Origin of the sequence: Streptomyces sp. NPDC092370, from assembly GCF_044755265.1 — a bacterium.
In the GTDB taxonomy this organism is placed as follows: Bacteria; Actinomycetota; Actinomycetes; order Streptomycetales; family Streptomycetaceae; genus Streptomyces.
On sequence record NZ_JBIVQO010000019.1, the window covers coordinates 54,126 to 78,701 of the forward strand.

Here is a 24,576-nt window from a genome sequence, read left to right on the forward strand (position 1 = left end):
GGAGGAGGGTGCCGTAGTCGGTACCTCGCAGGCCCGGTTGCGGACCTCTGCCGGGGCCCGTGCCCGGCCCGTCTGCCTGGTGACCCCGGGGGCCGGAGCCGGTACGGAGGAGGGTGCCGTAGTCGGTACCTCGCAGGCCCGGTTGCGGACCTCTGCCGGGGCCCGTGCCCGGCCCGTCTGCCTGGTGACCCCGGGGGCCGGAACCGGTACGGAGGAGGGTGCCGTAGTCGGTACCTCGCAGGCCCGGTTGCGGACCTCTGCCGGGGCCCGTGCCCGGCCCGTCTGCCCGGGGACCCCGGGGGCGCGAGATGCTCGCGTCGGGGGCCGTGCCGCCGAGGTCGCCGCTGCGCATCCCACGTCCTCGCTCGCCTGGGCGCAGCTCGCCGACGACGCGCTCGGGCGCGGCGCGGCCGTGGAGGCGTACGCGTACGCCGGTACGGGTCACCCCCGCGGTCGGGACGCGCTGCGCCGCAACGGCTGGAGGGGTACGACCCGGTGCCAGGGGGCACGGCTGCACGTAGCCGTTCAGTTCTGTATCCCGTGCCGCCGCCGCTGTCTGAGCGACGGCGGCACGGGCGTTTCGGCTGCGGTGACTACTGCTTCAGCTCGGCGTACGCCTCGGCGCTGCTGTCCTTGAGGAACTGCCAGCACCGCTCCGTCTCGTCCTTCTCGCTGATCTCGCCGGCAGCGCGAGCGAGGGCGGCCAGGCAGCGCAGGAACCCGCGATTGGCCTGGTGGTCCCAAGGGATGGGGCCATGTCCCTTCCACCCGGCCCGGCGCAGGGCGTCCAGACCGCGGTGGTAACCGGTCCGGGCGTACGCGTACGACTCGACCACTCGCCCCGCCTCGAAGGCGTCGTCCGCGAGCATCGCCCAGGCCAGGGAGAACGTCGGATGCTTCGCCGCGACCTCGGCCGGTGCCAGGGACTCCTCGCCCAGCATGCGGTACGCGTCTTCGTTCTCCGGCAGGTACGTCGGCTCCGGACCGCCGAGCAGGTTCTTGTGCGTCGTCATGGAAGCAGTCTGCCACTGGATGGGAGGTCGTTGAGGTCTGCGAGGACAACGATCCCTCCGTGTACCAGCGCAGACGGTACGCCCCGGGTTCCGCCGGATGCCGGAGGCTCTGACGGCCGGGCGGATCGACGGGGTCGTCGGAGCTGGGCCGAGGGCGTGACATCCGGCCGCACCGGCAAGGCCGTCTCCTGCCGTGTCGTCCTCCTCCAGCGCGGCATGAACCCCATGTTCCGTTCAGCGCCCTCCATCGCCGCCTCCCCGTCGGCCGCCAGGTGTCGCTGGATGGCCGGGGGTGGGCAGGGTGCTTGCCGCGTGGTCCGTCCTGGTTCGTCCGGTGCTCACGGACCGAAGGGACCCACCTGATCACCGGCACCGTTCCCGCTCCGCGGTCCAGGCCGGCCCACGCCGGGACCGCAGGTGACGCTACGTCATATGCTGGGCATAGGTGCCGCATTGCGATCACATCGGGATCTTTTCTGGGAAGAATCCGACGTCAATTGACACTTGCGATGCCCAAGCTTCATGATCACGCGGCAGCCGGTTGGCTGAATATCGTTGGCGCCCCTCCCCGGTCAGGGGATGGGGTCACACTCTGGAGCGCTCATGAGCCTCAGCTCTGCCCGCATACGCCGCGCAGGCGTCACTACTCTGCTTGCCGCTCTCGCGGTCGGCGCAGTCGCCACCACCGCCTCCGCGGCGACGTGGAGCACATCCAACCGTTACCTCCGTTCGGCCGTGTCGGGAGACGAGACGTCCAACTGGTACGCGGTCGGAACGAACACGCAGTACATCACCCAGAACCTGTGCGTGACCCGCTACGGGGGCCGCATCGCCTACGACTTCAAGAAGTCGGTGACAGGCTTCGACGAGTGGGTTGCCTGGCGGGACTGGTCCTGTGACAACGCCGCCTACACCAAGAGCTACGCGGGCGAGGGCAACGGCTACTACTACGCGAAGGTCGCCTCCACCCCGTCCGGCGGCGTGGTCGACGAGCTCAACCTCAAGGTTTACCGCGTCACCTCCTGACAAGGAATCACCCTCTTATGACACCCGTTCTCTCCTGTCGCGGTGTGGTCAAGACGTACGGTAAGCGCACCGTGCTGGACGGCGTGTCCCTGAGCGTGGAGGCCGGTCAAGTGACCGGCCTCCTCGGCCTCAACGGGGCAGGCAAGACCACCCTCATGCGTATAGCCACCGGCCTTGTCGCCCCCACCGCAGGTGAGGTGCAGGTCCTCGGACACTCCTTGCCGATGCGTCCCCCCACACTGGCGCGTGTCGGTGCCGCCCTGGACGCCCCCGCCTTCTACCGGTGGATGACGGGACGCGGCATGCTCCGCGTACTCCTGGACACCGCGGGCCTGCCCGATGACGGCCGTGCCGATCGCGCACTGGAACGCGTCGGCCTGGCGGATGCCGCGAAGCGCCGAGTCCGGACGTACTCGCAGGGAATGCGCCAGCGGCTGGCGATCGCCGCCGCCCTGATGAAGGAACCCGCCCTGCTGATCCTCGACGAACCGACCAACGGCCTCGATCCCGCGGGCGTGCGCCTGATACGCGGCATCATCGCCGAAGAGACCGCCCGCGGCGCGGGCATCCTCATATCCAGCCATCAGCTGGACGAGATCGCCCGGCTGTGTGACAGCATCGTCATGATCTCGCAGGGCCTGGTGAGTGCCTCGGGGACGGTCGAGCAGCTCGGTCTCGGCGCGGCCGACGGACCGCAGGACCTGGAAGACTGGTTCTTCGCCCAGCAGCGGACCGATGTCCGCACCCCCGTCCAGGAGAACGGGGCCGGGGTCCAATGAAATCCTGGCTGCGTCTGCTCAGCTGCGAACTGCGCCGCACACTGCCCCGCCTGCTCCCCGTGGCCATGCTCCTTCTGCTGGCCGTCGGCATCACTCTCCAGACGCTCAACGCGCAGCGCGTCGCGTACAACAACCTGCAGAACGTGCGTACCGGCCTCACGAAGCTGACTCCGGAAAATTGTGCCGAGGACGCGGCGAACCTCCCACCGGATGCCCCCGCCGACGCGTACCTCAAGGACTGTCTGGACGGCCTGGAGAACACGCGCGCGGCATACGAGAACATCGAGGCCCAATTCACGGCCACCGCTGAGCAGATGGGGCTCGCTCAGCACCCCCTCGGTGCCGTCGGATGGACATTCGGCTGGCTCGCCACCGCACCCGGCTTGCTCTCGGTCCTGGTCCTCGCCGCATTCTTCACCGCCGGCGAGTGGTCGCGCGGTACAGCGGTGCCGCTACTGCTGCAGGAACAGCGGCTGTGGCGACTGCTGTCCGCCAAGGCCGCCGTGCTCTGGCTGTGGTCCCTGCTGGCGGCCACGCTAACGTCGGCAGGTGTCTGGCTCCTGACTGTGATGTACACGCGTCGCGCCTTCCCGCTCCACCGGATGGTCGCGCCGGACGAGGTCTCGGCCTACACACTGCAGCGGGGCGGCACCGGCCTGCTGGTCCTGGGCGTGGCCTGCGTGGCCGCCGTCGGGCTGGCGGCAGTCGTACGCATGCCGCTGCGCACGGTCCTCATCGGGGTGCTGGTCCTGGCTGTCGCCACCATGCCTGTCTCGTCGTGGCTGCCCGGCCCGGTCCTGGCCGACGGAATGGGCCTCTCACCCGGGCTGAACGTCCACGACCACCTGTGGACCTCGGCGGTTGATTCAGCCGCTCCCGCTTCTGCTGCCGTGCGGGCACTGCCCTGGGTCGCACTGCTCTGCCTGGCGTTGTGGCAGGGCTGGCGCACCCGTCCGCGTGATCTGGTCTGAGGGGCGGAACCATGAGAGGGATCATCGCCCCACTGCGGGCGGAAGTACGACTGGCGGCCCAACCGGCGGCCGTACTGACCGTCCTGCTTGCCGTTGCCGCCGCGGTGCGTGCGGTCTTCTCGTACCTCGACGGCGTCCAGCACGGACCGAACGGCCTGGACGCGAGCATCACCGCGCTGGCCACTCCGGCCGGGGCGCTCCAGGCGGCCGCATGGCACCACTCCTCCCTGCTCGGGTTGCTGTTCGTCGCGATGCTGTGCGCGGTGGTGCTGGCCGAGGGCCTGGAAAGCGGGACATGGCCGCTTGTGCGTCTCTACCAGGGGCGCGTCTGGCTGCTGGTGGTACGCAAGATCGTGGTCGTGCTGTTCTTCGCGATGCTCAGCATGGTGGTGACCGCGGTGGCGCTCTGGGCCGCCTTCCGGGTGACTCACTCCGTAGAGCCCCCCGGCGGATCGCAGCCCGTGGACATGCCGACGGCTGTTCCGGGCTGGAACGAGGCACTGACGACCTGCGCCAGGGCGCTGCTCGTGCTGTCGTTCTTCGCGACGCTCACCGCGTGCGGGGCCGCCGTGGCGCGGGCCGTGATCGCCGCCGCCGTCCTGGGAGCGGGTCCGCTCGTGGTCACGTTGCCGCTCGTGACCACGGACTTCCGCGTCTGGGTGCCGCATTACTGGATCGCCGCCTGGATGAAGCTGCCCGAGGGCGCGCAGTGGAGTCTCTACTGGTGGAGCTCCGCGCCAGGGTCCCCGAACGCCGGTACAGCACTGACCGTACTCTCCGCCCTGGCCGGCTTCCTGCTGCTGGTGGCGTGGCTGTCCCTGCGTACGGAGAGGTCCCTGTCGCCCCGCGCGTGAGAGTCCGGGGCGTCACGTCGGCATGGAAATGAGTCAGTCCCAGGTGTGCATACGTTCGCGGGGGGCTTCCCCTCGCCCGGTCGCTCTTGTCGTGGCGGTCGTCTTCACGGCGTTGGCCTGCCTCCAGCAAGTGCTGCTGATCGCCGGCTTCGGTGACTGGCTGCCCGGATGGCAGCCGTGGCCGTACCTGCTGGTCGCGGCCCCGGCGTGGTTGCTGGCCCGCCCCTGGTGGAGCCAGGCACACGTCACGTCTGCCTGGCTCCACGGCGTGGACAGGCTACGACGCGTCCCTGTGCGGGTGCTCGTCCTCGGTGTGCTGGCCCTGGCCGCCGGCGTGTGGGCCGTACTGCAGGACTACGAGCCACACCTCGGCCACGAGGAGGCCGTCTACGCCAACAAGGCCCGGTCCTGGCTGGACGGGACCCCCGACGCCGGCTGGGGTACGTATCGACCGGTCGGCCTTCCCGCGCTCGGCACCCTGGCTCTCGCCCTGCACGACGACGCGGGCGCTCTGCGCGTCGTGGCCCTGGTCCTGGCACTGTTCACGCTCATGACCACGTACCTGGTCGCGGCCGCCTGGACGACACCTCGGCGGGCCGTCGTGGCGATGCTCGTCGTTCTCAGCGGACTCGGTTTCCTGCGCCGGGTACCGGAGTTCCTCAATGACATAGGCAGCACCGGGCTCCTTCTCCTGGTCGTCTTCCTGCTCGTCCGCGCTCAGGAGAAGCCGGGCTCGCGCGCGCTGCTGGCTGTGCCCTTCGTCGTACTGGCCGCCTTCTACCTGCGGTACGGGGTGGTGGGGAACCTCGTCGCGGTCGGTCTCGCGGCACTGCTCGCTTACGGCCCACGGGCCTGGGCCGCACGGGGCCGTCCTCTCGCCGTCGCCGCCATCGTCCTTCTCGTCGGCCTGATTCCGCATTTTTTGTATGCCACGAAGGCCACGGGCGGGCCGCTCGGCCTCATCTTCTCGGCCACCAAGCAGGCCAATCGCCTCTTCGTGGGTGACGGGCTCCTCTACTACCTGGCGATCTTTCCGTACCGACTGGCCGGAGACCTGGGCGCGGTCGTCATGGCCGCCGGAGTCTTCACCACTGTGACCGCCGTACGACGACTTCTGCGCAGCCGCCGCCCGGACGGGCAGGCGCTGCGGATGGTCGAACGCCGACAGGTGTTCCTGGGGACGACGGCCCTGCTCGTCTTCGTCATTCTTGGCATCGCCACCGACGGCGAACCGCGCTTCGTCTACCTGTCCGTCGTCCTGCTCACCGTGCTCGGTGTCCAGTCCGTTGCCGAATCGGCCGGACGGTGGGCCGCACCCGTACTCGCCGCGGTTGCCGCGCTCGCCGCCGTCACAGTGCTGGGTACATCCCAGGTCGTCGCACACGGCGCGATGCCGGGCCCCGACCGACTGAGCAAGTCGACCGTGCCCGTCGCCCGGCAGCTCTCCTCATCCGGACCGTGCCTGCTGGTGACCGGCTACGAGCCGGAAGTCGGCTGGTACTCGGGGTGCGATGCCGTCACCTACGCCCAGTTCCGGCGGATGGACGTGCCTGAGAACACCGAAGTCAGCCTGCTGCTGTTCGAGCGGGGTCGGCTGCAACCGGGAACGGCGGGCCTGAAGCAGCTGATCGGTGACCGAGAGACCCGTGTCCGCAGGATCCCGACCCAGGGTTCACTCGGCGCGGCCACCGTCATCACGCTGCGCTGACGACAGCCATCCGGCTCCCTGCCGCGGCCATGATGCGCCCGGAGGCCGCCCGGGTCCCAGGTGTATCGACCTGAAGCGTTGTTCACGCGGGTGATGGGTGGCTCTCCTCCGAGTGCGGTGTGGCAGTGACCTTGTCGTCGCTGTGGATCTCGTCGTAGGCCAGGCGGGTGTGGTCGTCGACGGCGCGGTGGATGCAGCCGAAGCCGGTGGTGCGGCGGCGGTCGGGGCAGGCGGCCCGGTCGTGCGTCCGCCGGCCTCCACCGTCGGGGATGCGGCCGAGTCACGTCCACGTGGATCAGCTCGCCGGGCCGGTCGGGTTCGCAGCGGCGGATGACCTGTCCGGTGGGCCGGTCCAGGAAGGCCAGGCGGTTCAGGCCGTGCCGTACCAGGACCCGGTGGACCGTCGAGGCGGGCAGGCCCAGGAACGGACCGATACGGGCCGGGCCCGGCTTGCGCGGCGCAGGTCCTGGGCTGGGAACACGCTCCGTGCACGCGAGGCCCGTCCACGAAAGGCGGGCCTTGCGGTTTCGGGGGACCATTGCGGAAGATGCCCCTGGGGACCGGGGCCCCCGTGTCGGATTCGGCAGGGGCGGACCGCTACCCGGAGTAATACGCAGGAGACAGCGATGTCCCACGAGGCTCACGAGCCCGAGACCCCGCATCTCGACTTCCACGGCACGACGCCGTACGAGGACTACGTCAAGGCGGACGTGCTCACGCACCTCCAGCACACCCTCTCCGACGATCCCGGAGAGATGGTCTTCCTGGTGACGACCCAGGTGATGGAGCTGTGGTTCACCGTCATCGTCCACGAATGGGAGACGGCGGCACGCGCGCTCAGGGGTGACGACATCCCCACCGCGACCGCCGCGCTCAAGAGGTCCGTACGCGAACTGGAGGCGCTCAACCACTCCTGGAGGCCGCTCGCCCAGCTCACACCGGCCCAGTTCAACTCGTACCGCAGCGCCCTCGGCGAGGGCTCCGGCTTCCAGTCGGCGATGTACCGGCGCATGGAGTTCCTGCTCGGCGACAAGTCCGCGTCGATGCTCGTCCCGCACCGGGGCGCCCCGCGCGTGCACGCCGAGCTGGAGAAGGCGCTGCACGAGCCGAGCCTGTACGACGAGGTCGTGCGGCTGCTCGCGCGGCGCGGGTACGACATCCCGGAGGCCGTGCTGGGGCGCGACGTCTCGAAGCGCTACGAGCCGTCCCCGGAGGTGGAGGCGGCCTGGACGGCCGTCTACTCGGGCGACGAGAGCGACGAGGTCGCCCGGCTGGGCGAGGCGCTGAGCGATGTCGCGGAACTGGTGTGGCGCTGGCGCAACGACCACCTGGTCGCCACCCGCCGCGCCATGGGCGCCAAGACCGGCACCGGCGGTTCCGCCGGGGTGGCCTGGCTGGAGAAGCGCGCGCAGAAGAACGTCTTTCCCGAGCTGTGGACGGCGCGGTCCTATGTCTGAGCTGACCGTGCGCGCGGAGAAGCTGGACGCCGTCGACGAACTGGCCGCCAAGCGCGCCGAGTTCGTCCTCGACGGCACGGTGTACCTGGACGGCAACTCGCTGGGCGCGCTGCCCGCCGTCGTGCCCGGCCGGGTCGAGGACGTCGTACGCCGCCAGTGGGGCGAACTGCGCATCCGGTCGTGGGAGGAGAGCGGCTGGTGGACGGCGCCCGAGCGGATCGGTGACCGGATCGCCCCGCTGGTCGGGTCGGCGCCCGGCCAGGTCGTGGTGGGCGACTCGACAAGTGTCAACGTCTTCAAGGCACTGGTCGGCGCGGTGCGGATGGCCGGGGACGGCCGTGACGAGCTCCTCGTCGACGCGACGACCTTCCCCACCGACGGGTACATCGCCGAGTCCGCCGCCCGTATGACCGGCTGCACCCTGCGGCCCGTGGCACCGGCGGACGTGCCGGGCGCGCTGGGCGACAGGACCGCCGCAGTCCTGCTCAACCACGTCGACTACCGCACCGGCCGGCTGCACGACCTGCCGGGACTGACGGCCGCCGTGCACGAGGCCGGGGCGATCGCCGTCTGGGACCTGTGCCACAGCGCGGGCGCGCTGCCGGTCGGGCTCGACGAACACGGCGTGGACCTCGCGGTCGGATGCACCTACAAGTACCTGAACGGCGGCCCCGGTTCACCGGCGTACCTGTATGTGCGCGCCGAGCTGCAGGACCGCTTCGCATCGCCGCTGCCCGGCTGGAACTCGCACGCCGAGCCGTTCGGCATGCGGACCGGCTACGAGCCGGCCCCCGGCGCCCTGCGCGGCCGGGTCGGCACGCCCGACATCCTCTCGATGCTCGCCCTGGAGGCGGCCCTGGAGGTTTGGGAGGGGGTGTCGGTGGAGGCCGTGCGGGCCAAGTCCCTCGCGCTGACGGACTTCTTCCTGGAGTGCGTGGCGGCTCATGTGCCCGAGGGCCGGGTCGAGTGCCTGACGCCGGTGCCGCACGAGGAGCGGGGCAGCCAGATCGCCCTGCGCTGCCCCGACGCCGGTGACGTCATGAAGCGGCTGATCGAGCAGGGTGTGGTCGGTGACTTCAGGGCGCCGGACGTGCTGCGCTTCGGCTTCACACCGCTGTACGTCGGATTCGCGGACGTGGAGCGGGCGGCACGGGTGCTGGCGCGGACGCTGGCCTGAGCGGCGGGGGCCGGGCCGCCCCTGTGGTGTCCCGGCCCCGCCGCCCCCGTCCGGACCTCACCGAGCGTGACAACCGCGTGTCCCCGCACGTCACGCGCCTGGTACCGTCCGGCCAACGGCTGACCCCCAACTGGTCGGCCGCGTACGGTTCATCGCTGGAAGGTGAAGCATGACGGACGACGTCGCAGCAGCACGGGCCGCTGCCGAGGAGAAGTCGGCCTTCTCCCACGCGCCCGTCGACCCCGACGCCACCGCGGCCTACGGCGACCACCCCGACCAGGTGATCGACTTCTTCGCACCGCGCCGGGAGGGCGGCCCCGGACCGGCCCCGGTCGTCGTCGTGCTGCACGGCGGTGCCTGGCGGGCCCCGCACGACCGGCGTCACCTCAGCCCCTTCGCGGACTTCCTCGCCCGCCGCGGGTTCGCCGTGGCCAGCGTCGAGTACCGGCGCGGTGGCGGCGACGACTTCGCCGCGGGCCGCTGGCCCGACACCTTCGACGACGTGGCCGCGGCGCTGGACGCCCTCCCGGCGCTGGTCCGGGAGGTGCTGCCGCAGGCCGACCCGCGCCGTACGGTCCTCACCGGTCACTCGGCGGGCGGGCATCTCGCGCTGTGGGGTGCCGCCCGGCACGTCCTGCCGGCCGACTCGCCCTGGCGCAGCGGCAGTCCGGTGACGTTGCGCGGCGTCGTCGCCCTCGCCCCGATCGCGGATCTCGCGATCGCCGACAAGCTGGACGTGTGCGGCGGTGCCGCGCGCCAACTGCTCGGCGGGGACGAGCACTTCGCCGAGCGGCAGTCGTACGCGGACCCGGCGCTGCTGCTGCCCACCGGCATCGCCACCACCCTCGTCCAGGGCCGCGCGGATCTCGACGTGCCGCAGGCGGTCGCCGAGTCGTACGCGGAAGCGGCGGCGAAGGCCGGGGAGATGGTGGGGGTCACGCTGCTGGAGGACGTGGGGCACTTCCCGCTCATCGACCCGGCGGCGGACGCGTGCGCGGTGGTGCTGGAGGAGATCGCGCAACTGGCCTGGTGAGCGGAGCGCCGCGCGGCTTCCCGGCGGTCCCCGGCGACGTCATCGGCGGACCCGTAGGAGGGGTGCCCGGTCATACCCGTAGTACCTGAGAGCTACGCCGCAGGTGAGTTCCCCGGCGGGACGCGGACGAGGCGTCCCGCTCCGTAGCTTCCCTTCCACGCGGACCCGAGGGACGGGTGCGCCGGAGGGGGACGACCATGAGGTCCGCATCGGAGTACCGCCGTGGCGACGGGGGTGGACGCCGCGCCGGCCGCTGGCGCCGCGCCGTACTCGCCGCCCTCATCGCGGGTGCGGTGGTTCTCCCCCTCTCCGCGGCCGTACGGCCGCGGACCCCCGCACCGCCCCCAGCACCCCTCGCGCCGCTCAGCGCGTCGACACTCGACGAGGCGTACGCGGCCAACCGGGCCAATGCCGCCGAGGCGGCCCGCATGGCCGCCGCGCACCACGACCGGGACCGCGCCGCGACGGACCGCCGGCTGGCCGCCCCGGCCCGGCACCTCCTGCGCTTCGACGGCCGCGGCTCCGGCCGGGTGACGGAGGTCCTCGGCGATCTCGCCCGGGCCGACCGCGTCGCCGTCCTGGTCCCCGGCTCCGACACGAGCCTCGACACCTACGGCCGGTTCCACGCAGCGGCCGACGCCCTGCACCGGCAGCTCACCCGGCAGGCCCCGGCGGGCGCCCGCACCGCGGTCGTGGCCTGGCTGGGCTACGAGACACCGGGCACGGTCAGCACCACGGTCACGACGACCGGCAGGGCGGAGCAGGCCGCCCCGCGACTGCGCGCGCTGGTCGCCGACCTGCGTGCGATCACCGGTGCCGGAGCGCGCATCTCACTGCTCTGCCACTCCTACGGCTCGGTCGTCTGCGGCCGCTCCGCCGCCGGGCTCGCCGTCGACGACATCGCGCTCGTCGGCAGCCCCGGCACCGGCGCGGACACCGCCGTCGACCTGCACACCCGCGCCCGCGTCTGGGCGGCCCGGGGCACCGACGACTGGGTGGAGCACGTACCGCACCTCAGCGCGGACCTGTTCGGCACCACCGTCGGCTTCGGCACCGACCCGGTGTCCCCGGCCTTCGGCGCCCGGGTCTTCGCGGCCGGTGCCGCCGGCCACAGCACGTACTTCAGCCCCGCTTCGACCTCCCTGACCAACCTGGCCCGGATCGTCCTGGGCGAGACCAAGGCGGTGACCCATGACTGACCTCGGCCCTCGAGGTGTCCGGGGGATCGCGCATCGCGGTGCCGACCGCATCGCCACGGCCACCCCGCCCGGCCGCGACCGGGCCGTGGACGCCCTGCGGGCCGCCGCCGTCCTCGGTGTCGTCCTCGGGCACTGGCTGGTCACGGCCCTGGTCTCCGACGGCCGCACGCTGCGCACGGCGAGCCCCCTGCAGCACCTGCCCTGGCTGACGCCCGTCTCCTGGATGTTCCAGACCCTCGCCGTGTTCTTCCTGGTCGGCGGTCATGTCGCCACCCGCGGCCACGCCTCGGCCCGGGCCCGTGGCGTCCCCTACCACCGGTGGCTGACAGGCCGACTCACCCGGTTGTTCAAGCCGGTCGCGGCCGTCCTCACCCTGTGGACGGCCGCGGCGCTCGCCCTGCTGCTGTCGGGCGCCGAGTTCGGCACGGTGCGCACCCTGGTGAAGCTGGCCCTGTCCCCACTGTGGTTCCTGGTGGTGTTCGCGGGGCTGACGGCGGCGACCCCGCTGCTCACCCGGCTCAACCCGCTCTGGCCGCTGGCCGTCGTCCTGCACGTGGACCTGTTGCGTTTCGGCCTCGGCGGTCCCGCCTGGCTGGGCTGGGTGAACGCGGCCGCCGGCTGGATGGTGCCGTACACGCTGGGCGCGGCCTGGACCCGCGGCGAGCTGGAGCGCCCCCGCGCGGGCTGGGTCCTGCTCGGTAGCGGGGCGGCGGCGACCGCGGCGCTCATCGCGTGGGCGGGGTATCCGGCGTCGATGGTCGGCGTCCCGGGCGAGGGCATGTCCAACCTGGACCCGCCGACCCTGGCCGTCGTCACCTTCGGCCTGGCCCAGTGCGGCCTCGCCCTGCTGCTGCGCGAGCGGCTGCGGCACGCCTTGCGCGCGCCCGTGGCGTGGGCGGCGGTGGCGCTCGTCAACCTCTCCGCGATGACCGTCTTCCTCTGGCACCAGACGGCCCTGATGGCCACGACCGCCACCGGCCTCCTCGCGGGCCGGCTGCCCGGCCTGCACACGGTGCCCGACGGACTCGGCTGGGTCGGGGCCCGGGTCCTGTGGCTGCCCGTGTTCGCGCTCGCCCTCGCGGTCTGCTGGGCCGCCTTCAGTCCCTTCGAGCGAGGCGGCGGCCGGGACAGCGGGTCGCGGGTGGTGCGGGCGCACCGTCCGCCCGAGAAGGGCGCAGCGGCGAAGGCGCGGCATGTCTAGGCTGGGCCGCGTGACGGACACGGGGGTGGGCCGCGCGCTGCGAGCGCGCGGCACGGGCTGGCTGCGGGGCGTGCGCGAGGACCTGTGGACCGTCCGGGCGGCCCCGTTGCCGCCCTCCACCTGGCTGCGCTGGCTGCCGCACGGGCTGCTGTGGCTGGTCGCCTTCGCCCTCATGATCACCGGCATGGGCGACATACAGGCCAACGGCCACCTGAACGTCGGGCTCGCCCTCCTGGTCGCCGGCGGGCAGGCCGGTGCCGTGGTCCTGGGGATGTGGCGGCCGGTTCCGGCGTGGTGGCTGTCCCTGGCGGCCTTCGTCCTGGGCGCCGCCGTGCTGCACGGCCGGCTGGAGTGGGACCTGGACACGTACACCTGGCCCTGGACCGCGGCCGGCATCATCGCCCAGATGGCCGTGCTGCTGCTGCTCGCGCTGCGGGTGCCCACCCGCGCGGCGATGGCGGCCCTGGTCGTGACCGCGCTGCTCACCTACGGCATGGAGGGCCTGTGGGGAGCGCGGCACTATGACACGACCGGCTTGGTGGCGGTCTGCCTGTTCACCGTCGTCGTGATACTCGGAAGCGCGCTCAGGGGCCGCCGCGAGGCCCGCGCGGAACTCGTCGAGCAGACCACGCTCACCGCCGAGGAACGCACCCGGCGCACCCTGCTGGAGGAGCGCAGCCGCATCGCGCGGGAGCTGCACGACGTGGTGGCCCACCACATGTCGGTCATCTCCATCCAGGCGCAGGTCGCCCCGCACCTCGTCGAGAACCCGCCCGACGAGCTCAGGGAGAACCTCGCGGGCATCCGGCAGAACGCGGTGGAGGCACTGACCGAACTGCGCCGTGTGCTGGGCGTGCTGCGCTCGGAGCACCCCGGGCCGGGGCAGCCGTTCGCCGACGCGGGCGACGAGAGCACGCCGCACGCCCCGCAGCCCACGCTCGACCGGCTCGACGCGCTGGTGGAGAACACCCGGGCCGCCGGCCGCGAGGTCGTCACCGACATCAACGGCGAGCGGCGGCAGCTGCCGCCCGGCGTGGAGCTGTCGGCGTACCGGATCGTGCAGGAGGCGCTGAGCAACGCCCTGCGGCACGCACCCGGCGCGAGCATCACGGTCCGTCTCACCTACGAGCCGGACGGCCTGGAAGTGGAGATCGTCAACGGCCGCCCGACCGCGCCCCCGCCCCCGTCGACGGGGGCGGGGCACGGGCTGCTCGGTATGCGGGAGCGGGTCGCGATGCTCGGTGGCACCATGACCGCGCACCCGTGGCACTGGGACGGCTTCAAGGTCACCGCCTTCCTCCCCGACACCCCGCCCGCCGGGCCCCCCGGCACCGACCACCCCACGGCCCCCCGCGGAGGGACTTCATGACGAGCGGCACCGGCAACCCCATCCGGGTTCTCATCGTCGACGACCAGGCGATGGTCCGGCAGGGCTTCACCGTGCTGCTCGGCACCCAGCCCGACATGGAGGTCGTCGGCGAGGCGCGGGACGGCGCGGAGGCCCAGGTGAGAACCGCCGAGACGACTCCTGACGTCGTCCTCATGGACATCCGCATGCCCGGCGTCGGCGGCATCGAGGCGACCGAGCGCATCACGGCCGCGTACCCGGACATCAGAGTGCTGGTGCTCACCACCTTCGACCTCGACGAGTACGTGTACGACGCGCTGCGTGCCGGAGCTTCCGGGTTCCTGCTGAAGGACGCGTCGTCGGAGCAGCTCGCCGAAGCGGTCCGGGTGGTAGCGGCCGGGGAAGCGCTGCTCGCCCCGGTCATCACCCGCAAGCTGATCGCCGAGTTCTCCCGGCTCGACGGCAGGCCCCGCGTCCCGCTCAAGGAGCGCGTCGGTGACCTGACCGAGCGGGAGACGGAGGTGCTCGCGCTGATCGCGCAGGGCCTGTCGAACGTGGAGATCGCCCGGCACCTGTTCGTGGCCGAGCAGACGGTGAAGACCCACGTCGGCCGGATCCTGGTGAAGCTGGGCCTCAGGGACCGGACACAGGCCGCGGTGTTCGCCTACGAGTCGGGGCTGGTGCGGCCGTCGGGGTACTGAGGGCGGTGCCGATCCTCCCTGGCCACCCCCGTAGTACCTGAGAGGGATGTCCTATGACCCCTCTCACTGGGGACGACCGCGACCCCGGGGGACCCCTACCGTTCTGTACGTGACCGAGACGACTCACATACAGACCACGCCGCCGGGGGACGGGGCGGGCGGGGCCAAGCCGCGCAGCCCGGAGTACCGGGTGGCCGTGGACTCCCTGCGCGGGCTGCGGGAGGACCTCTTCCGCGACGCCTTCGCCTATCGGCCGCTGCCCCGCAGGAGCACGGACGGGCGGATCATCCGGCGGCTGCCCGCGCGGCTACGGGAGTACGCCCGGTGGACGCCGCACGGGGCGATCGCTCTGGCGGCCCTGTTCACCCTGATGCTCGCCGGCGTCGACAACGACGGCCCGCTGGTGCTGATGGTGCCGCTGACCGTTCTCCCCGTACTGATGACCATGATCCGGCCGGTGGGGGCGTTCTGGCTGTCCATGGCCGCCGCCCCGATCACCGGCGTGGTCGGCAGCAGCTGGGGCGAGTGGCCGTGGTCGGCCGGCAGCTTCGCCTGCCATCTCACCGTGCTGACGGTCGTGGCGATACGCACCAGGCCCCGCACGGCGGGGTGGATGTGGGTGCTGACGCTGCTGTACGCCGTCCTCGCGGACAGCGGCATCGGCCCGACCTACACGTACGGCACCAACTCCGCCCCCATGCTGGTCTTCTCGGCCATGATCCTGCTCTGCGTCACCGTCTGGCACATCCGGCGCCACGCCGAGCAGGAGGTCACCGCCCAGCAGACGGTCACCGCGCACGAGCGCTCCCGCCGCACGCTGCTGGAGGAGCGCACCACCATCGCCCGCGAACTGCACGACGTCGTCGCGCACCACATGTCGGTGGTCGCCATCCAGGCGGAGGCCGCTCCCTACCGGGTGGACAATCCGCCGCCGGAGCTGGAGAAGGCGTTCGCCACGATCCGGGAGAACGCGGTGGCGGCCCTGACCGAACTGCGCCGCGTGCTGGGGGTCGTCCGCGCCGAGGACTACGAGGCCCCGGACGCCCCGCAGCCCACGCTCGCCGACCTGGAGGGGCTGCTGGCCAACGTGCGGGAGGCCGGGCTGACGGTGGACAAGGCGGTGACCGGAGCGGTGCGGGAACTGCCGCAGGGCGTGGAGCTGTCGGCGTACCGCATCGTGCAGGAGGCGCTGAGCAACACCCTGCGGCACGCGCCGGGCGCGACGGCCCGCGTCGAGATCGCGTACGTTCTCGGCGGCCTGGGCCTGCGCGTAGTCAACGGCCCGCCGCCCATCCCGAGTCTGATCAAGCCCTCGCCCGGCGCCGGACACGGCATCACCGGCATGAGGGAGCGGGTGTCGATGCTGAACGGCGAGATGACGGCCGGCCGGACGGACGACGGAGGCTACGAGGTGGCGGTGTTCCTGCCGGTCGCCCTGCCGGACGAGGGTGACGCATGACCATTCGCGTCCTGATCGCGGACGACCAGATGATGGTGCGCGAGGGTTTCTCGGTCCTGCTGAACGCGATGCCGGACATCGAGGTCGTCGGCGAGGCGGTGAACGGCAGGGAGGCCGTCGCCAAGGTCCGCGAGCTCGCCCCGGACGTGGTGCTGATGGACATCCGCATGCCCGAGCTGAACGGCATCGAGGCGACCCGCGAGATCGTCGCCGCAGACGGCGCGGCGAAGGTGCTGGTGCTCACCACCTTCGACCTCGACGAGTACGTGTACCAGGCGCTGCGCGCCGGCGCCTCCGGCTTCCTCCTCAAGGACGCCTCGGCCCGTCAGCTCGCCGACGGGGTGAGGGTGGTGGCGTCCGGGGAGGCGCTGCTGGCCCCGTCGGTGACCAGGCGGTTGATCACCGAGTTCTCCAAGCTCTCCGCGACCCCGCGCCTGATGCCGTCCGCGCAGGCGGCGTACGGGGATCTCACCGACCGGGAGACGGAGGTGCTGGTCCTCATCGCGCAGGGCCTGTCGAACTCGGAGATCGCGGTGCGGCTGGTGGTCGCCGAGTCGACGATCAAGACCCATGTCAGCCGGATCCTGGTGAAGCTGGGCCTCAGGGACCGGACGCAGGCGGCGGTGTTCGCGTACGAGGCGCGGCTGGTGACGCCCGGGTGACGGGCGGGCGCCACCTCTGGTCAGAGTGGGGGATGCCGGGCTAGCGTCCGTTCATGGCAGCTGTTTCCGACCTCGGGTTCGACCCGTGGGACCCGGCGTTCCTCACCGACCCGTACCCCGCTTACGCCGAGCTGCGTGCCCGGGGCCGCGTGCACTACTTCGAGCCCACGAACCAGTGGCTCGTCCCGCACCACGCGGACGTCTCGGCACTGCTGCGCGACCGGCGCCTCGGCCGGACGTACCAGCACCGGTTCACGCACGAGGAGTTCGGCCGCGCCGCGCCCCCGCCGGAGCACGAGCCGTTCCACACGCTCAACGACCACGGGATGCTCGACCTGGAGCCGCCGGACCACACCCGGATCCGCCGCCTGGTGTCGAAGGCGTTCACACCGCGCACGGTGGAGCGGCTGAAGCCGTACGTGCGGGGGCTGGCCGACGAGCTGGTGTCGGACCTGGTCGCGGCGGGCGGCGGCGACCTGCTGAAGGACGTGGCCGAGCCGCTCCCGGTCGCGGTGATCGCCGAGATGCTGGGCATTGCGGAGTCCGACCGGGCCCCGCTGCGCCCCTGGTCGGCGGACATCTGCGGGATGTACGAGCTGAACCCGTCCGAGGAGACGGCGGCGAGAGCGGTCCGGGCGTCGGTCGAGTTCTCCGACTACCTGCGCGAGCTGATCGCGGCCCGCCGCAAGGAGCCGGGCGAGGACCTCGTCTCGGGTCTCATCGAGGCCCACGACGAGGGCGACCGCCTCACCGAGCAGGAGATGATCTCCACCTGTGTCCTGCTGCTCAACGCCGGCCACGAGGCCACGGTGAACGCCACGGTCAACGGCTGGTACGCCCTGTTCCGCAACCCCTCCCAGCTCGCACTGCTGCGCGCGGATCACACGCTCGTCCCCTCCGCGATCGAGGAGCTGATGCGCTACGACACCCCGCTCCAGCTGTTCGAACGCTGGGTCCTGGACGACATCGAGATCGCCGGTACGACGATCCCGAGGGGCGCGGAGATCGCCATGCTCTTCGGCTCCGCCAACCACGACGACGCGGTGTTCCCGAACCCCTCCGCCCTCGACCTGACCCGGGCGGACAACCCCCACATCTCCTTCAGCGCCGGCATCCACTACTGCATCGGCGCCCCCCTGGCCCGTATCGAGCTGGCGGCGTCGATGGGGGCGCTGCTGGAAAGGGCCCCGACGCTCCGGCTCGCCACCGAGCCCGAGAGGAAGCCGAACTTCGTGATCAGGGGGTTGGAGGGGCTGACCGTCGAGGTGGGGTGATCCCGATCGGTGAGGACTGCCAAGCGCGCCGGTGCCTGTCTGCGAAGGCAGGCACCCCCACCAGCGGCACGTCGACCGGTCACGTCGTCATGTCCCGCCGCCGCAACCCCGCCAGTCCGCCGGCCATCAGCGCCACCGCCAGCCCGGTCAGCACCAGCACCGGCCCCCAGTGCATGGAGCCGCCCGGCAGCTTCGGCAGGTGCCCGAACGGGGAGACCTCCAGCACCGCCTGCGGCACGTCCAGCGCGGGCCCGACCCAGCCGATCAGGAGCACCGCCCCGGCGATGCCCCACGCCGCCGGGGCCGCCCGGGGCAGGACCCCGTACAGCAGCACCGTCAGCCCGCCGATCACCCACACCGCCGGAAGCTGCACCAGGCACGCGGCCAGGACCGGGCCGGTCTCCTTGCCGTAGCCGACGGCCAGACCCAGTCCCGCCAGGAGCATGATCAGGGCGGCACCGCCGAAGGCGATCACCAGATGCCCGGCGGCCCAGCGCAGGCGGCCGACCGCGTTCGCCAGGACCGGTTCCGCGCGCGATGACGTCTCCTCGCCGTGCAGACGCAGCACCGATGCCACGATGTACAGCGCCGCGACCAGGCCGAGCATGCCGGTCATCGACGCCAGGAACGCGTCCGTCAGGCCGGAGTGCCCGCCCATCCGCTCGAAGATCCTCCGGGCGTTCTCGTTGTCGCCCACCAGGTCGGCCGCACCCTCGGTCATGCCGCCGTAGACGACCCCGGCCAGGAAGAAGCCGACGCTCCAGCCCAGCACGCCGCCCCGCTGCAACCGCCAGGCCAGGGCCCCGGGGCCGCCCAGACGGCCGGAGGCGGGGCCCGGCCGGGTCGGCAGGAAGCTCATGCCGAGGTCCCGGCGGCCGGCCAGCGCATAGGCCACCGCGCCCTGGAGGACCACCGCCCCGGCGGGCAGCGCCGGCACCCACCAGCGCTCGGAGGCGTACGGCCGCAGGTTCTCGAGCCAGCCCAGCGGTGAGAGCCAGGTGAGGAGGGACGAACCGTCGTCCGTCGCCGAGTCGCCCGCCGCGCGCAGGACGAACGCGGACCCGAGCACCGCCGCCGTCAGGCCCCGCGCCAGCCGGGCGCTCTGCGTCAGTTGCGCGACGATCGCGGCCATCGTGGCGAAGACCATCCCGGTCCCGGCGATCCCGAGCCCGAGGGCCAGGGCCCCGGTGCCGCCCTGGCCGGCCAGCCCGGCCGTCAGCAGCAGCGCCAGCACCCCGTTCGCGACCGCGGCGGCCAGCAGGGCCGCCGTCAGGGGGGCACGGCGGCCCACCGTCCCGGACGCCACCAGCTCCTGACGGCCGCTCTCCTCCTCGTCCCGGGTGTGCCGTACGACGACCAGCAGGCTCATCACGGCCGCCAGGACACCGGCGTAGACGCCGGCCCGCCAGGCCGTCAGGGCGCCCAGCGAGTCGCCGAAGACCGGGCCGATCATCGCGCGCAGCGAGGAGTTGGACTCCACCTGGCGGATCAGGTCCGCGCGTTCGGCGGGAGTGCCGTAGAGACCTTCCAGCGTGCCCGGCATGGAGAGGACCATCAGCGCGTTCACCGCGATCCACACCGGGACCATCAGCCGGTCGCGGCGCAGCGCGAACCGCAACAACGTGCCCGTGCCCGCCAGGTGCCGTGAACCGCCGGGCCTCGCGGCGAAGGTCGTCGTCACCGGGCATCCCCCGGGCTGTCCGCCTGGTAGTGCCGCAGGAACAGCTCCTCCAGGGTCGGCGGTGTCGACGTCAGCGACCGGACGCCCGACTCGCTCAGCGACCGCAGGACGCCGTCCAGCCGGTCGGTGTCGACCTGGAGCCGGACGCGGCGCCCCCGCACGTCGAGGTCGTGCACGCCGGGCAGCTCCGCCAGGCCGTCGGGCGGGCCCGCCAGCTCTGCGACGACGCTGGTGCGGGTGAGGTGGCGCAGGTCGGCGAGCGACCCGCTCTCGACGGTGCGGCCCTTGCGGATGATGCTCACCCGGTCGCACAGCTCCTCGACCTCGCTGAGGATGTGGGAGGAGAGCAGGACCGTACGGCCCCGGTCGCGCTCCTCCTCGACGCAGGCCTGGAAGACCTCCTCCATCAGCGGGTCCAGGCCCGAGGTCGGCTCGTCCAGGATCAGCAGGTCGACGTCCGAGGCGAACGCGGCGACCAGGGCGACCTTCTGCCGGTTGCCCTTGGAGTAGGTGCGGCCCTTCTTCGTGGGGTCTAGTTCGAAGCGCTCGACCAGCTCCGCGCGGCGCCGCGCGTCGAGCCCCCCGCGCAGCCGGCCGTAGAGGTCGATGACCTCACCGCCGGAGAGGTTGCGCCACAGCGTCACGTCCCCGGGGACGTAGGCGATCCGGCGGTGTATCTCCACCGCGTCCGTCCACGGGTCGCTGCCGAGCACCTGTGCGGCGCCCGAGTCGGCGCGCAGCAGGCCGAGCAGGACCCGGATGGCGGTGGACTTCCCGGCGCCGTTGGGGCCGAGGAAGCCGTGGACCTCGCCGGCGGCGACCTCCAGGTCGAGCCCGTCGAGAGCGCGGGTCCGTCCGAAGGACTTGTGCAGTCCGGAGACGGTGATGGCCTTCGTCATGCTTCAGAAGGTACGCTTACTTCAGAAATTTGTGAAGATAAAGAAGAATGTGAAGCGCGGTTAGGATGAGTTCCATGACGGAATCAGCCCCGAGCGGCCGCGATACGGAGGCCGTGTCGAGGTTCGTGGAGTCCTTCGCGGCGCAGCTCGTCGAGGCGGGAATGCCGCGGATGCCCGCCCGGGTCTTCGCCGCGCTCCTGTCCTGTGACGAGGGCTCCATGACCTCCGCCGAGCTGGGGGAGCGGCTGCGGATCAGCCCCGCGGCGGTCTCCGGGGCGGTGCGCTACCTGGCCCAGACGCACATGGTCTCGCGTGAGCGGGAACCGGGCTCGCGCCGGGAGCGCTACCGGGTGCACGGAAACCAGTGGTACGAGGCCATGACCAACCGGGAGGCCGTCCTGAAGCGGTGGGAGGTCGCCCTGCGCGAGGGCGTCGCCGGCCTCGGCTCCGACACTCCGGCCGGCCGCCGCCTGACGGAGACCCTCGCGTTCTTCGAGTTCCTCGAGGGCGGGATCGCCGAGCTGATGGAACGCTGGCGCGTGCACCGGGCCAGGACGTTCGGACCGGACGCCGAGCGCTGACTCACTGCCCGGACGGCACCGTCAGCCCCCACGCCCCCTCCCGCACCACCCACGTCCGGGTCCGCACCGGGCCCGACACCACCGAGTCGGCCCGGTAGCGGAAGTGCGCCCCGGACACCGTCACCGTCCGGCCCTGCGCCAGCAGCGGTGAGGCCTTGGCGCCCACCGACACCGGTCTGACCTCCACCGACGCGATGCCCGCCGCGGACGGTGACACCGACACCGCCTCCACCGGCTGGTTCAGGTCGACGAGGGTCTCGCCGTCCACCTCGACCCGCAGCCGCGAGGGCCCCGGCTCCGGCGCGGCGGCGAGCCGGGACGGGCGGCCCGCCGGCACCAGGGTCCGGACCAGCAAGTGGCAGGTCCGCAGCCACGGGTGGCCCGGCGCGTGACCGGCATCCGGCGCGGCCTGCGGGCCGGTCCCGGCCGGGGAGGGCGACAACGGCGGTATCCGCAGCGCGCCGAGCACCACCCCGTCACTGTCGTCGACCATCAGGTCCATCCGCCGCTCGACCCCGTCGAGCACCGCCCGCGCCGCCGCCACCGTCCCCGTCGGCACCCCCAGCGACCGGGCCAGGGACTGAGCACCGCCGACCGGCACCACCGACAGCGCGCATCCGGCCAGCTCCCGGCGGCGGTGCAGCAGCGTCACCGCACGGATCAGGGCCCGGTCGTCGCCGACCACCACCGGACGCCGGGAGCCCCGCCGGGCCAGCGCCCGGGCGAATTCCTCGGGTCCGTCCGGCAGGCACAGCTTCATGCCGGCACCCGCGCCGAGCACGTCTTTCGCGATCCTGACGGACTCTCCGTCCGACCGGCGGGCGACCGGGTCGACCACCACCAGCAGCTGCTCGGACGTCGCGGAAGTCGCCACCTCGGCCATGCCTCGCTTCCTCGGGTAGCATCTTTGTGCAAGAGCCCCTTGCGCTATTGCGCCAGGGGCTTCGTCTATTCCGGGGCATCCGGTCCGACGGTTGGCGGCCAACGGCGGTCGCGGTGCACGCGACAGCTGATCCTCCGCGTACGCCCTCGACCATGGACATGCCCCGCCCGGAAGGGGTGTACGCGCGTGCCCGCACTTGTGCTGCTCGGTGCTCAGTGGGGTGACGAAGGCAAGGGAAAGGCCACCGACCTGCTCGGTGGTTCAGTGGATTATGTAGTGCGCTACCAGGGCGGCAACAACGCCGGCCACACGGTGGTCGTGGGTGACCAGAAGTACGCACTGCACCTCCTCCCTTCCGGAATCCTGTCTCCCGGCTGCACGCCGGTCATCGGTAACGGCGTCGTCGTCGACCCGTCGGTCCTGCTCTCCGAGCTGAGCGGTCTGAACGAGCGTGGCGTCGACACGTCCAAGCTCCTCATCAGCGGAAACGCGCACATCATCACGCCGTACAACGTGACGGTGGACAAGGTGACCGAGCGCTTCCTCGGCAAGCGGAAGATCGGCACGACCGGGCGCGGCATCGGCCCGACCTACGCCGACAAGATCAACCGCGTCGGCATCCGCGTGCAGGACCTGTACGACGAGTCGATCCTCACGCAGAAGGTCGAGGCGGCCCTCGACGTCAAGAACCAGATCCTCACCAAGCTCTACAACCGGCGCGCGATCGCCGTGGACCAGGTGGTCGAGGAGCTGCTGGACTACGCCGACAAGCTCGCGCCGTACGTCGCCGACACCGTCCTGGTCCTCAACCAGGCGCTGGAGGAGGACAAGGTCGTGCTGTTCGAGGGCGGCCAGGGCACGCTCCTCGACATCGACCACGGCACGTACCCCTTCGTCACCTCGTCGAACCCGACCGCGGGCGGCGCCTGCACCGGAGCCGGTGTCGGCCCGACGAAGATCAGCCGGGTCATCGGCATCCTCAAGGCGTACACGACCCGGGTCGGGGCCGGTCCGTTCCCGACCGAGCTGTTCGACGAGGACGGCGAGGCGCTGCGCCGCATCGGCGGTGAGCGCGGTGTCACCACCGGCCGTGACCGCCGCTGCGGCTGGTTCGACGCGGTCATCGCCCGCTACGCGACCCGCGTGAACGGCCTGACCGACTTCTTCCTCACCAAGCTCGACGTCCTCACCGGCTGGGAGCAGATCCCGGTCTGCGTGGCGTACGAGATCGACGGCAAGCGCGTCGAGGAGCTCCCGTACTCCCAGACCGACTTCCACCACGCCAAGCCGGTCTACGAGATGCTCCCCGGGTGGAACGAGGACATCTCCAAGGCGAAGACCTTCGGTGACCTGCCGAAGAACGCCCAGGCGTACGTGAAGGCGCTGGAGGAGATGTCCGGCGCCCCGATCTCCGCGATCGGCGTGGGCCCGGGCCGGGACGAGACGATCGAGATCAACTCGTTCATCTGATCCGCTTCCGCGTCCGCAGGCCGCCCCCCGTGCGCACGGGGGGCGGCCCGCGTTCTCCCGCAGGGAGAGTTGCCGGGAACGGGCATACGCTGAAGCCATACCCCCGCGTGCGTCGACCAGAAGAAGGTGAGCGCGATGCGCGTACTGCTCAAGGCGTCCATGGACACGGAGAAGGCCAACGAGGCCATCCGCAACGGCACCATGGGGAAGCTGATCCAGGAGTCGCTGGAACAGATCAAGCCCGAAGCGGCTTATTTCACCTCCGACCACGGCAAGCGCACCGCTTTCCTGGTCTTCGACATGCAGGACAGTTCGCAGATGCCGGTCATCAGCGAGCCCTTCTTCCTCCAGCTGGGCGCGGAGATCACCTACACGCCGGTGATGAACGTCGAGGACGTGCAGAAGGGCCTCTCCCAGCTGGGACGCTGAGCCGCGCCGGCTCAGCTGAAGACGATCATCGACCCCTGGGCGAGGCTGCGGGTCACGGCCGCGTGCAGCCCGAGCCAGACGTGCCGTTCACGGGCGAACGGGCTCGGGTCGTACGGGGCCGGAACGGCGGGTTCCTCCAGCTCCGTCGGGGCGAGCGGCGGCTGGGGGGCCACCGGCGGGTTGGCCGGGTCGATGCCGAGCGCCGGGGCGACCAGCTCCAGCTCCCGCAGCAGGGCGTGCGAGGAGCCCAGCGGGCCGCCGCCCGCGAGGAGATCGTCGTCGGCGAGCGGACGGGGAAAGTCGACGGGGACGTAGGCGCCCGCGTGGTCGTAGTGCCAGACCAGGTGCGACTGCTGGGCCGTCGACTCGAACATCTCCAGCAGCTGCTCGTAGTCGCCGCCCAGTTCGTCCACCGGTGACACCGGCAGGCCGCACACCTGGAGCAGATAGACACGGCGCAGGAAGTGCAGCGCGTCGTAGTCGAAGCCCGCCACCGGGGCGACCTCGCCGGACAGGCCCGGCATGTACTGGTACACCGGCACCGGCGGCAGGCCGGCCTCCGCGAGCACCTTGTTGTATTGCGCGAGTTCCTCGGCGAAGGGGTTGTCCGGCGTGTGGCACAACACGTCGACGAGCGGTACCAGCCACAGGTCACAGGCCAAAGAAGGCTCCTCGCTCAGCGCGGTGGTCGGGTAGCACGATGGTCAAGAAGGGTAGCGGTGCTCCGCGGTCACGGCTCCCGCCGTGCATGTCCCATACCCATACGGACAG

24 protein-coding genes and 1 pseudogene are annotated in these 24,576 nt (G+C 71.8%); 19 read left to right on the plus strand and 6 right to left on the minus strand.

The genetic code is table 11. The features are described from left to right. Positions 1-184 precede the first annotated feature (184 nt). On the plus strand, positions 185-637 hold the full coding sequence (locus ACIQHQ_RS35865; RefSeq protein ID WP_402620678.1) for a DUF3151 family protein: 453 nt from the start codon (positions 185-187) through the stop codon (positions 635-637). Here ACIQHQ_RS35865 and ACIQHQ_RS35870 read toward each other — a convergent pair. Then, positions 594-1,013: a DUF3151 domain-containing protein gene (locus ACIQHQ_RS35870; RefSeq protein WP_402620516.1), complete on the minus strand. Its 420-nt coding sequence runs from the start codon at positions 1,011-1,013 to the stop codon at positions 594-596. The genes ACIQHQ_RS35865 and ACIQHQ_RS35870 overlap by 44 nt on opposite strands. 603 nt (positions 1,014-1,616) lie before the next feature. On the opposite strand from ACIQHQ_RS35870, the gene ACIQHQ_RS35875 reads away from it, so the two are divergent. The 5 genes from ACIQHQ_RS35875 (at position 1,617) to ACIQHQ_RS35895 (ending at position 6,351) form a co-directional block, all read left to right on the plus strand. Next, entirely contained in the window at positions 1,617-2,039 is a 423-nt protein-coding gene (locus ACIQHQ_RS35875; RefSeq protein WP_402620519.1) for a hypothetical protein, read from the plus strand. A gap of 17 nt (positions 2,040-2,056) precedes the next feature. Then, entirely contained in the window at positions 2,057-2,818 is a 762-nt protein-coding gene (locus ACIQHQ_RS35880) for an ABC transporter ATP-binding protein (protein ID WP_402620521.1), read from the plus strand. Beyond that, entirely contained in the window at positions 2,815-3,789 is a 975-nt protein-coding gene (locus ACIQHQ_RS35885; RefSeq protein ID WP_402620526.1) for a hypothetical protein, read from the plus strand. The genes ACIQHQ_RS35880 and ACIQHQ_RS35885 overlap by 4 nt, the downstream gene beginning before the upstream one ends. An 11-nt stretch (positions 3,790-3,800) precedes the next feature. After that, positions 3,801-4,643, plus strand: coding sequence for a hypothetical protein (locus ACIQHQ_RS35890; protein WP_402620529.1), 843 nt, complete (start codon positions 3,801-3,803; stop codon positions 4,641-4,643). 91 nt (positions 4,644-4,734) lie between these two features. After that, positions 4,735-6,351, plus strand: a complete 1,617-nt coding sequence (locus ACIQHQ_RS35895) for a glycosyltransferase (protein WP_402620531.1) — start codon at positions 4,735-4,737, stop codon at positions 6,349-6,351. 243 nt (positions 6,352-6,594) lie between these two features. Here ACIQHQ_RS35895 and ACIQHQ_RS35900 read toward each other — a convergent pair. Then, positions 6,595-6,806: pseudogene (locus tag ACIQHQ_RS35900) on the minus strand (IS481 family transposase); the annotation flags it as partial. Positions 6,807-6,977: 171 nt separating this feature from the next. Between ACIQHQ_RS35900 and ACIQHQ_RS35905 the strand changes: the two are divergent. From ACIQHQ_RS35905 to ACIQHQ_RS35950, 10 genes are all read left to right on the plus strand, one after another. Beyond that, positions 6,978-7,808, plus strand: a complete 831-nt coding sequence (locus ACIQHQ_RS35905; RefSeq protein ID WP_402620533.1) for a tryptophan 2,3-dioxygenase family protein — start codon at positions 6,978-6,980, stop codon at positions 7,806-7,808. Beyond that, entirely contained in the window at positions 7,801-8,985 is a 1,185-nt protein-coding gene (gene kynU, locus ACIQHQ_RS35910) for a kynureninase (RefSeq protein WP_402620536.1), read from the plus strand. Before ACIQHQ_RS35905 ends, kynU begins: the two co-directional genes overlap by 8 nt. A gap of 169 nt (positions 8,986-9,154) precedes the next feature. Beyond that, positions 9,155-10,018 carry an alpha/beta hydrolase gene (locus tag ACIQHQ_RS35915; RefSeq protein ID WP_402620539.1) on the plus strand — a complete coding sequence of 288 codons (864 nt, stop codon included), beginning with the start codon at positions 9,155-9,157 and terminating at the stop codon, positions 10,016-10,018. A gap of 197 nt (positions 10,019-10,215) precedes the next feature. Beyond that, positions 10,216-11,217 (plus strand): alpha/beta hydrolase, encoded by a 1,002-nt coding sequence (locus ACIQHQ_RS35920; protein WP_402620542.1) that lies wholly within the window; start codon positions 10,216-10,218, stop codon positions 11,215-11,217. Then, entirely contained in the window at positions 11,210-12,418 is a 1,209-nt protein-coding gene (locus tag ACIQHQ_RS35925; RefSeq protein WP_402620545.1) for an acyltransferase, read from the plus strand. The genes ACIQHQ_RS35920 and ACIQHQ_RS35925 overlap by 8 nt, the downstream gene beginning before the upstream one ends. Next, entirely contained in the window at positions 12,411-13,787 is a 1,377-nt protein-coding gene (locus ACIQHQ_RS35930; protein ID WP_402620548.1) for a sensor histidine kinase, read from the plus strand. The genes ACIQHQ_RS35925 and ACIQHQ_RS35930 overlap by 8 nt, the downstream gene beginning before the upstream one ends. After that, the gene (locus tag ACIQHQ_RS35935) at positions 13,784-14,467 is read left to right on the plus strand and encodes a response regulator (RefSeq protein ID WP_402620550.1); all 684 of its coding nucleotides are present in this window, start codon (positions 13,784-13,786) and stop codon (positions 14,465-14,467) included. Before ACIQHQ_RS35930 ends, ACIQHQ_RS35935 begins: the two co-directional genes overlap by 4 nt. A gap of 109 nt (positions 14,468-14,576) precedes the next feature. Continuing rightward, positions 14,577-15,926, plus strand: a complete 1,350-nt coding sequence (locus tag ACIQHQ_RS35940; RefSeq protein WP_402620553.1) for a sensor histidine kinase — start codon at positions 14,577-14,579, stop codon at positions 15,924-15,926. Further along, on the plus strand, positions 15,923-16,588 hold the full coding sequence (locus tag ACIQHQ_RS35945) for a response regulator (protein ID WP_402620556.1): 666 nt from the start codon (positions 15,923-15,925) through the stop codon (positions 16,586-16,588). The genes ACIQHQ_RS35940 and ACIQHQ_RS35945 overlap by 4 nt, the downstream gene beginning before the upstream one ends. A 53-nt stretch (positions 16,589-16,641) precedes the next feature. After that, positions 16,642-17,862: a cytochrome P450 gene (locus ACIQHQ_RS35950; protein ID WP_402620559.1), complete on the plus strand. Its 1,221-nt coding sequence runs from the start codon at positions 16,642-16,644 to the stop codon at positions 17,860-17,862. 79 nt (positions 17,863-17,941) lie between these two features. Here the strand turns inward: ACIQHQ_RS35950 and ACIQHQ_RS35955 are convergent, their stop codons facing one another. After that, complete coding sequence (locus ACIQHQ_RS35955) at positions 17,942-19,450, minus strand: ABC transporter permease (protein ID WP_402620680.1); 1,509 nt, start codon at positions 19,448-19,450, stop codon at positions 17,942-17,944. An 89-nt stretch (positions 19,451-19,539) separates the two neighbouring features. Further along, positions 19,540-20,442, minus strand: coding sequence for an ATP-binding cassette domain-containing protein (locus ACIQHQ_RS35960; protein ID WP_402620562.1), 903 nt, complete (start codon positions 20,440-20,442; stop codon positions 19,540-19,542). A gap of 74 nt (positions 20,443-20,516) precedes the next feature. Here ACIQHQ_RS35960 and ACIQHQ_RS35965 point away from each other — a divergent pair, with 74 nt between their 5' ends. After that, positions 20,517-21,023 carry a GbsR/MarR family transcriptional regulator gene (locus ACIQHQ_RS35965; protein WP_402620565.1) on the plus strand — a complete coding sequence of 169 codons (507 nt, stop codon included), beginning with the start codon at positions 20,517-20,519 and terminating at the stop codon, positions 21,021-21,023. Between the two features lies 1 nt (position 21,024). Here the strand turns inward: ACIQHQ_RS35965 and ACIQHQ_RS35970 are convergent, their stop codons facing one another. Beyond that, positions 21,025-21,906, minus strand: coding sequence for a diacylglycerol kinase family protein (locus ACIQHQ_RS35970; RefSeq protein WP_402620568.1), 882 nt, complete (start codon positions 21,904-21,906; stop codon positions 21,025-21,027). 186 nt (positions 21,907-22,092) lie between these two features. Between ACIQHQ_RS35970 and ACIQHQ_RS35975 the strand changes: the two genes are divergently transcribed. Then, positions 22,093-23,376: an adenylosuccinate synthase gene (locus ACIQHQ_RS35975; RefSeq protein ID WP_402620571.1), complete on the plus strand. Its 1,284-nt coding sequence runs from the start codon at positions 22,093-22,095 to the stop codon at positions 23,374-23,376. 135 nt (positions 23,377-23,511) lie between these two features. Next, complete coding sequence (locus ACIQHQ_RS35980; RefSeq protein ID WP_402620574.1) at positions 23,512-23,805, plus strand: hypothetical protein; 294 nt, start codon at positions 23,512-23,514, stop codon at positions 23,803-23,805. 11 nt (positions 23,806-23,816) lie between these two features. On the opposite strand, the gene ACIQHQ_RS35985 is transcribed toward ACIQHQ_RS35980, so the two are convergent. Continuing rightward, a complete protein-coding gene (locus ACIQHQ_RS35985) occupies positions 23,817-24,467 on the minus strand; it encodes a hypothetical protein (protein WP_402620576.1) in 651 nt (216 codons plus the stop codon). Positions 24,468-24,576: the final 109 nt, after the last annotated feature.

Coding starts and splice junctions, on each gene's coding strand:
- ACIQHQ_RS35980 (WP_402620574.1), top strand. CDS start 23,512: ATGCGCGTACTGCTCAAGGCGTCCATGGACACGGAGAAGGCCAACGAG.
- ACIQHQ_RS35960 (WP_402620562.1), bottom strand. CDS start 20,442: ATGACGAAGGCCATCACCGTCTCCGGACTGCACAAGTCCTTCGGACGG.
- ACIQHQ_RS35880 (WP_402620521.1), top strand. CDS start 2,057: ATGACACCCGTTCTCTCCTGTCGCGGTGTGGTCAAGACGTACGGTAAG.
- ACIQHQ_RS35930 (WP_402620548.1), top strand. CDS start 12,411: ATGTCTAGGCTGGGCCGCGTGACGGACACGGGGGTGGGCCGCGCGCTG.
- ACIQHQ_RS35955 (WP_402620680.1), bottom strand. CDS start 19,450: ATGGTCCCGGTGTGGATCGCGGTGAACGCGCTGATGGTCCTCTCCATG.
- ACIQHQ_RS35945 (WP_402620556.1), top strand. CDS start 15,923: ATGACCATTCGCGTCCTGATCGCGGACGACCAGATGATGGTGCGCGAG.
- ACIQHQ_RS35870 (WP_402620516.1), bottom strand. CDS start 1,013: ATGACGACGCACAAGAACCTGCTCGGCGGTCCGGAGCCGACGTACCTG.
- ACIQHQ_RS35970 (WP_402620568.1), bottom strand. CDS start 21,906: ATGGCCGAGGTGGCGACTTCCGCGACGTCCGAGCAGCTGCTGGTGGTG.
- ACIQHQ_RS35885 (WP_402620526.1), top strand. CDS start 2,815: ATGAAATCCTGGCTGCGTCTGCTCAGCTGCGAACTGCGCCGCACACTG.
- ACIQHQ_RS35920 (WP_402620542.1), top strand. CDS start 10,216: ATGAGGTCCGCATCGGAGTACCGCCGTGGCGACGGGGGTGGACGCCGC.
- ACIQHQ_RS35915 (WP_402620539.1), top strand. CDS start 9,155: ATGACGGACGACGTCGCAGCAGCACGGGCCGCTGCCGAGGAGAAGTCG.
- ACIQHQ_RS35890 (WP_402620529.1), top strand. CDS start 3,801: ATGAGAGGGATCATCGCCCCACTGCGGGCGGAAGTACGACTGGCGGCC.
- ACIQHQ_RS35965 (WP_402620565.1), top strand. CDS start 20,517: ATGACGGAATCAGCCCCGAGCGGCCGCGATACGGAGGCCGTGTCGAGG.
- ACIQHQ_RS35925 (WP_402620545.1), top strand. CDS start 11,210: ATGACTGACCTCGGCCCTCGAGGTGTCCGGGGGATCGCGCATCGCGGT.
- ACIQHQ_RS35935 (WP_402620550.1), top strand. CDS start 13,784: ATGACGAGCGGCACCGGCAACCCCATCCGGGTTCTCATCGTCGACGAC.
- ACIQHQ_RS35875 (WP_402620519.1), top strand. CDS start 1,617: ATGAGCCTCAGCTCTGCCCGCATACGCCGCGCAGGCGTCACTACTCTG.
- kynU (WP_402620536.1), top strand. CDS start 7,801: ATGTCTGAGCTGACCGTGCGCGCGGAGAAGCTGGACGCCGTCGACGAA.
- ACIQHQ_RS35905 (WP_402620533.1), top strand. CDS start 6,978: ATGTCCCACGAGGCTCACGAGCCCGAGACCCCGCATCTCGACTTCCAC.
- ACIQHQ_RS35950 (WP_402620559.1), top strand. CDS start 16,642: ATGGCAGCTGTTTCCGACCTCGGGTTCGACCCGTGGGACCCGGCGTTC.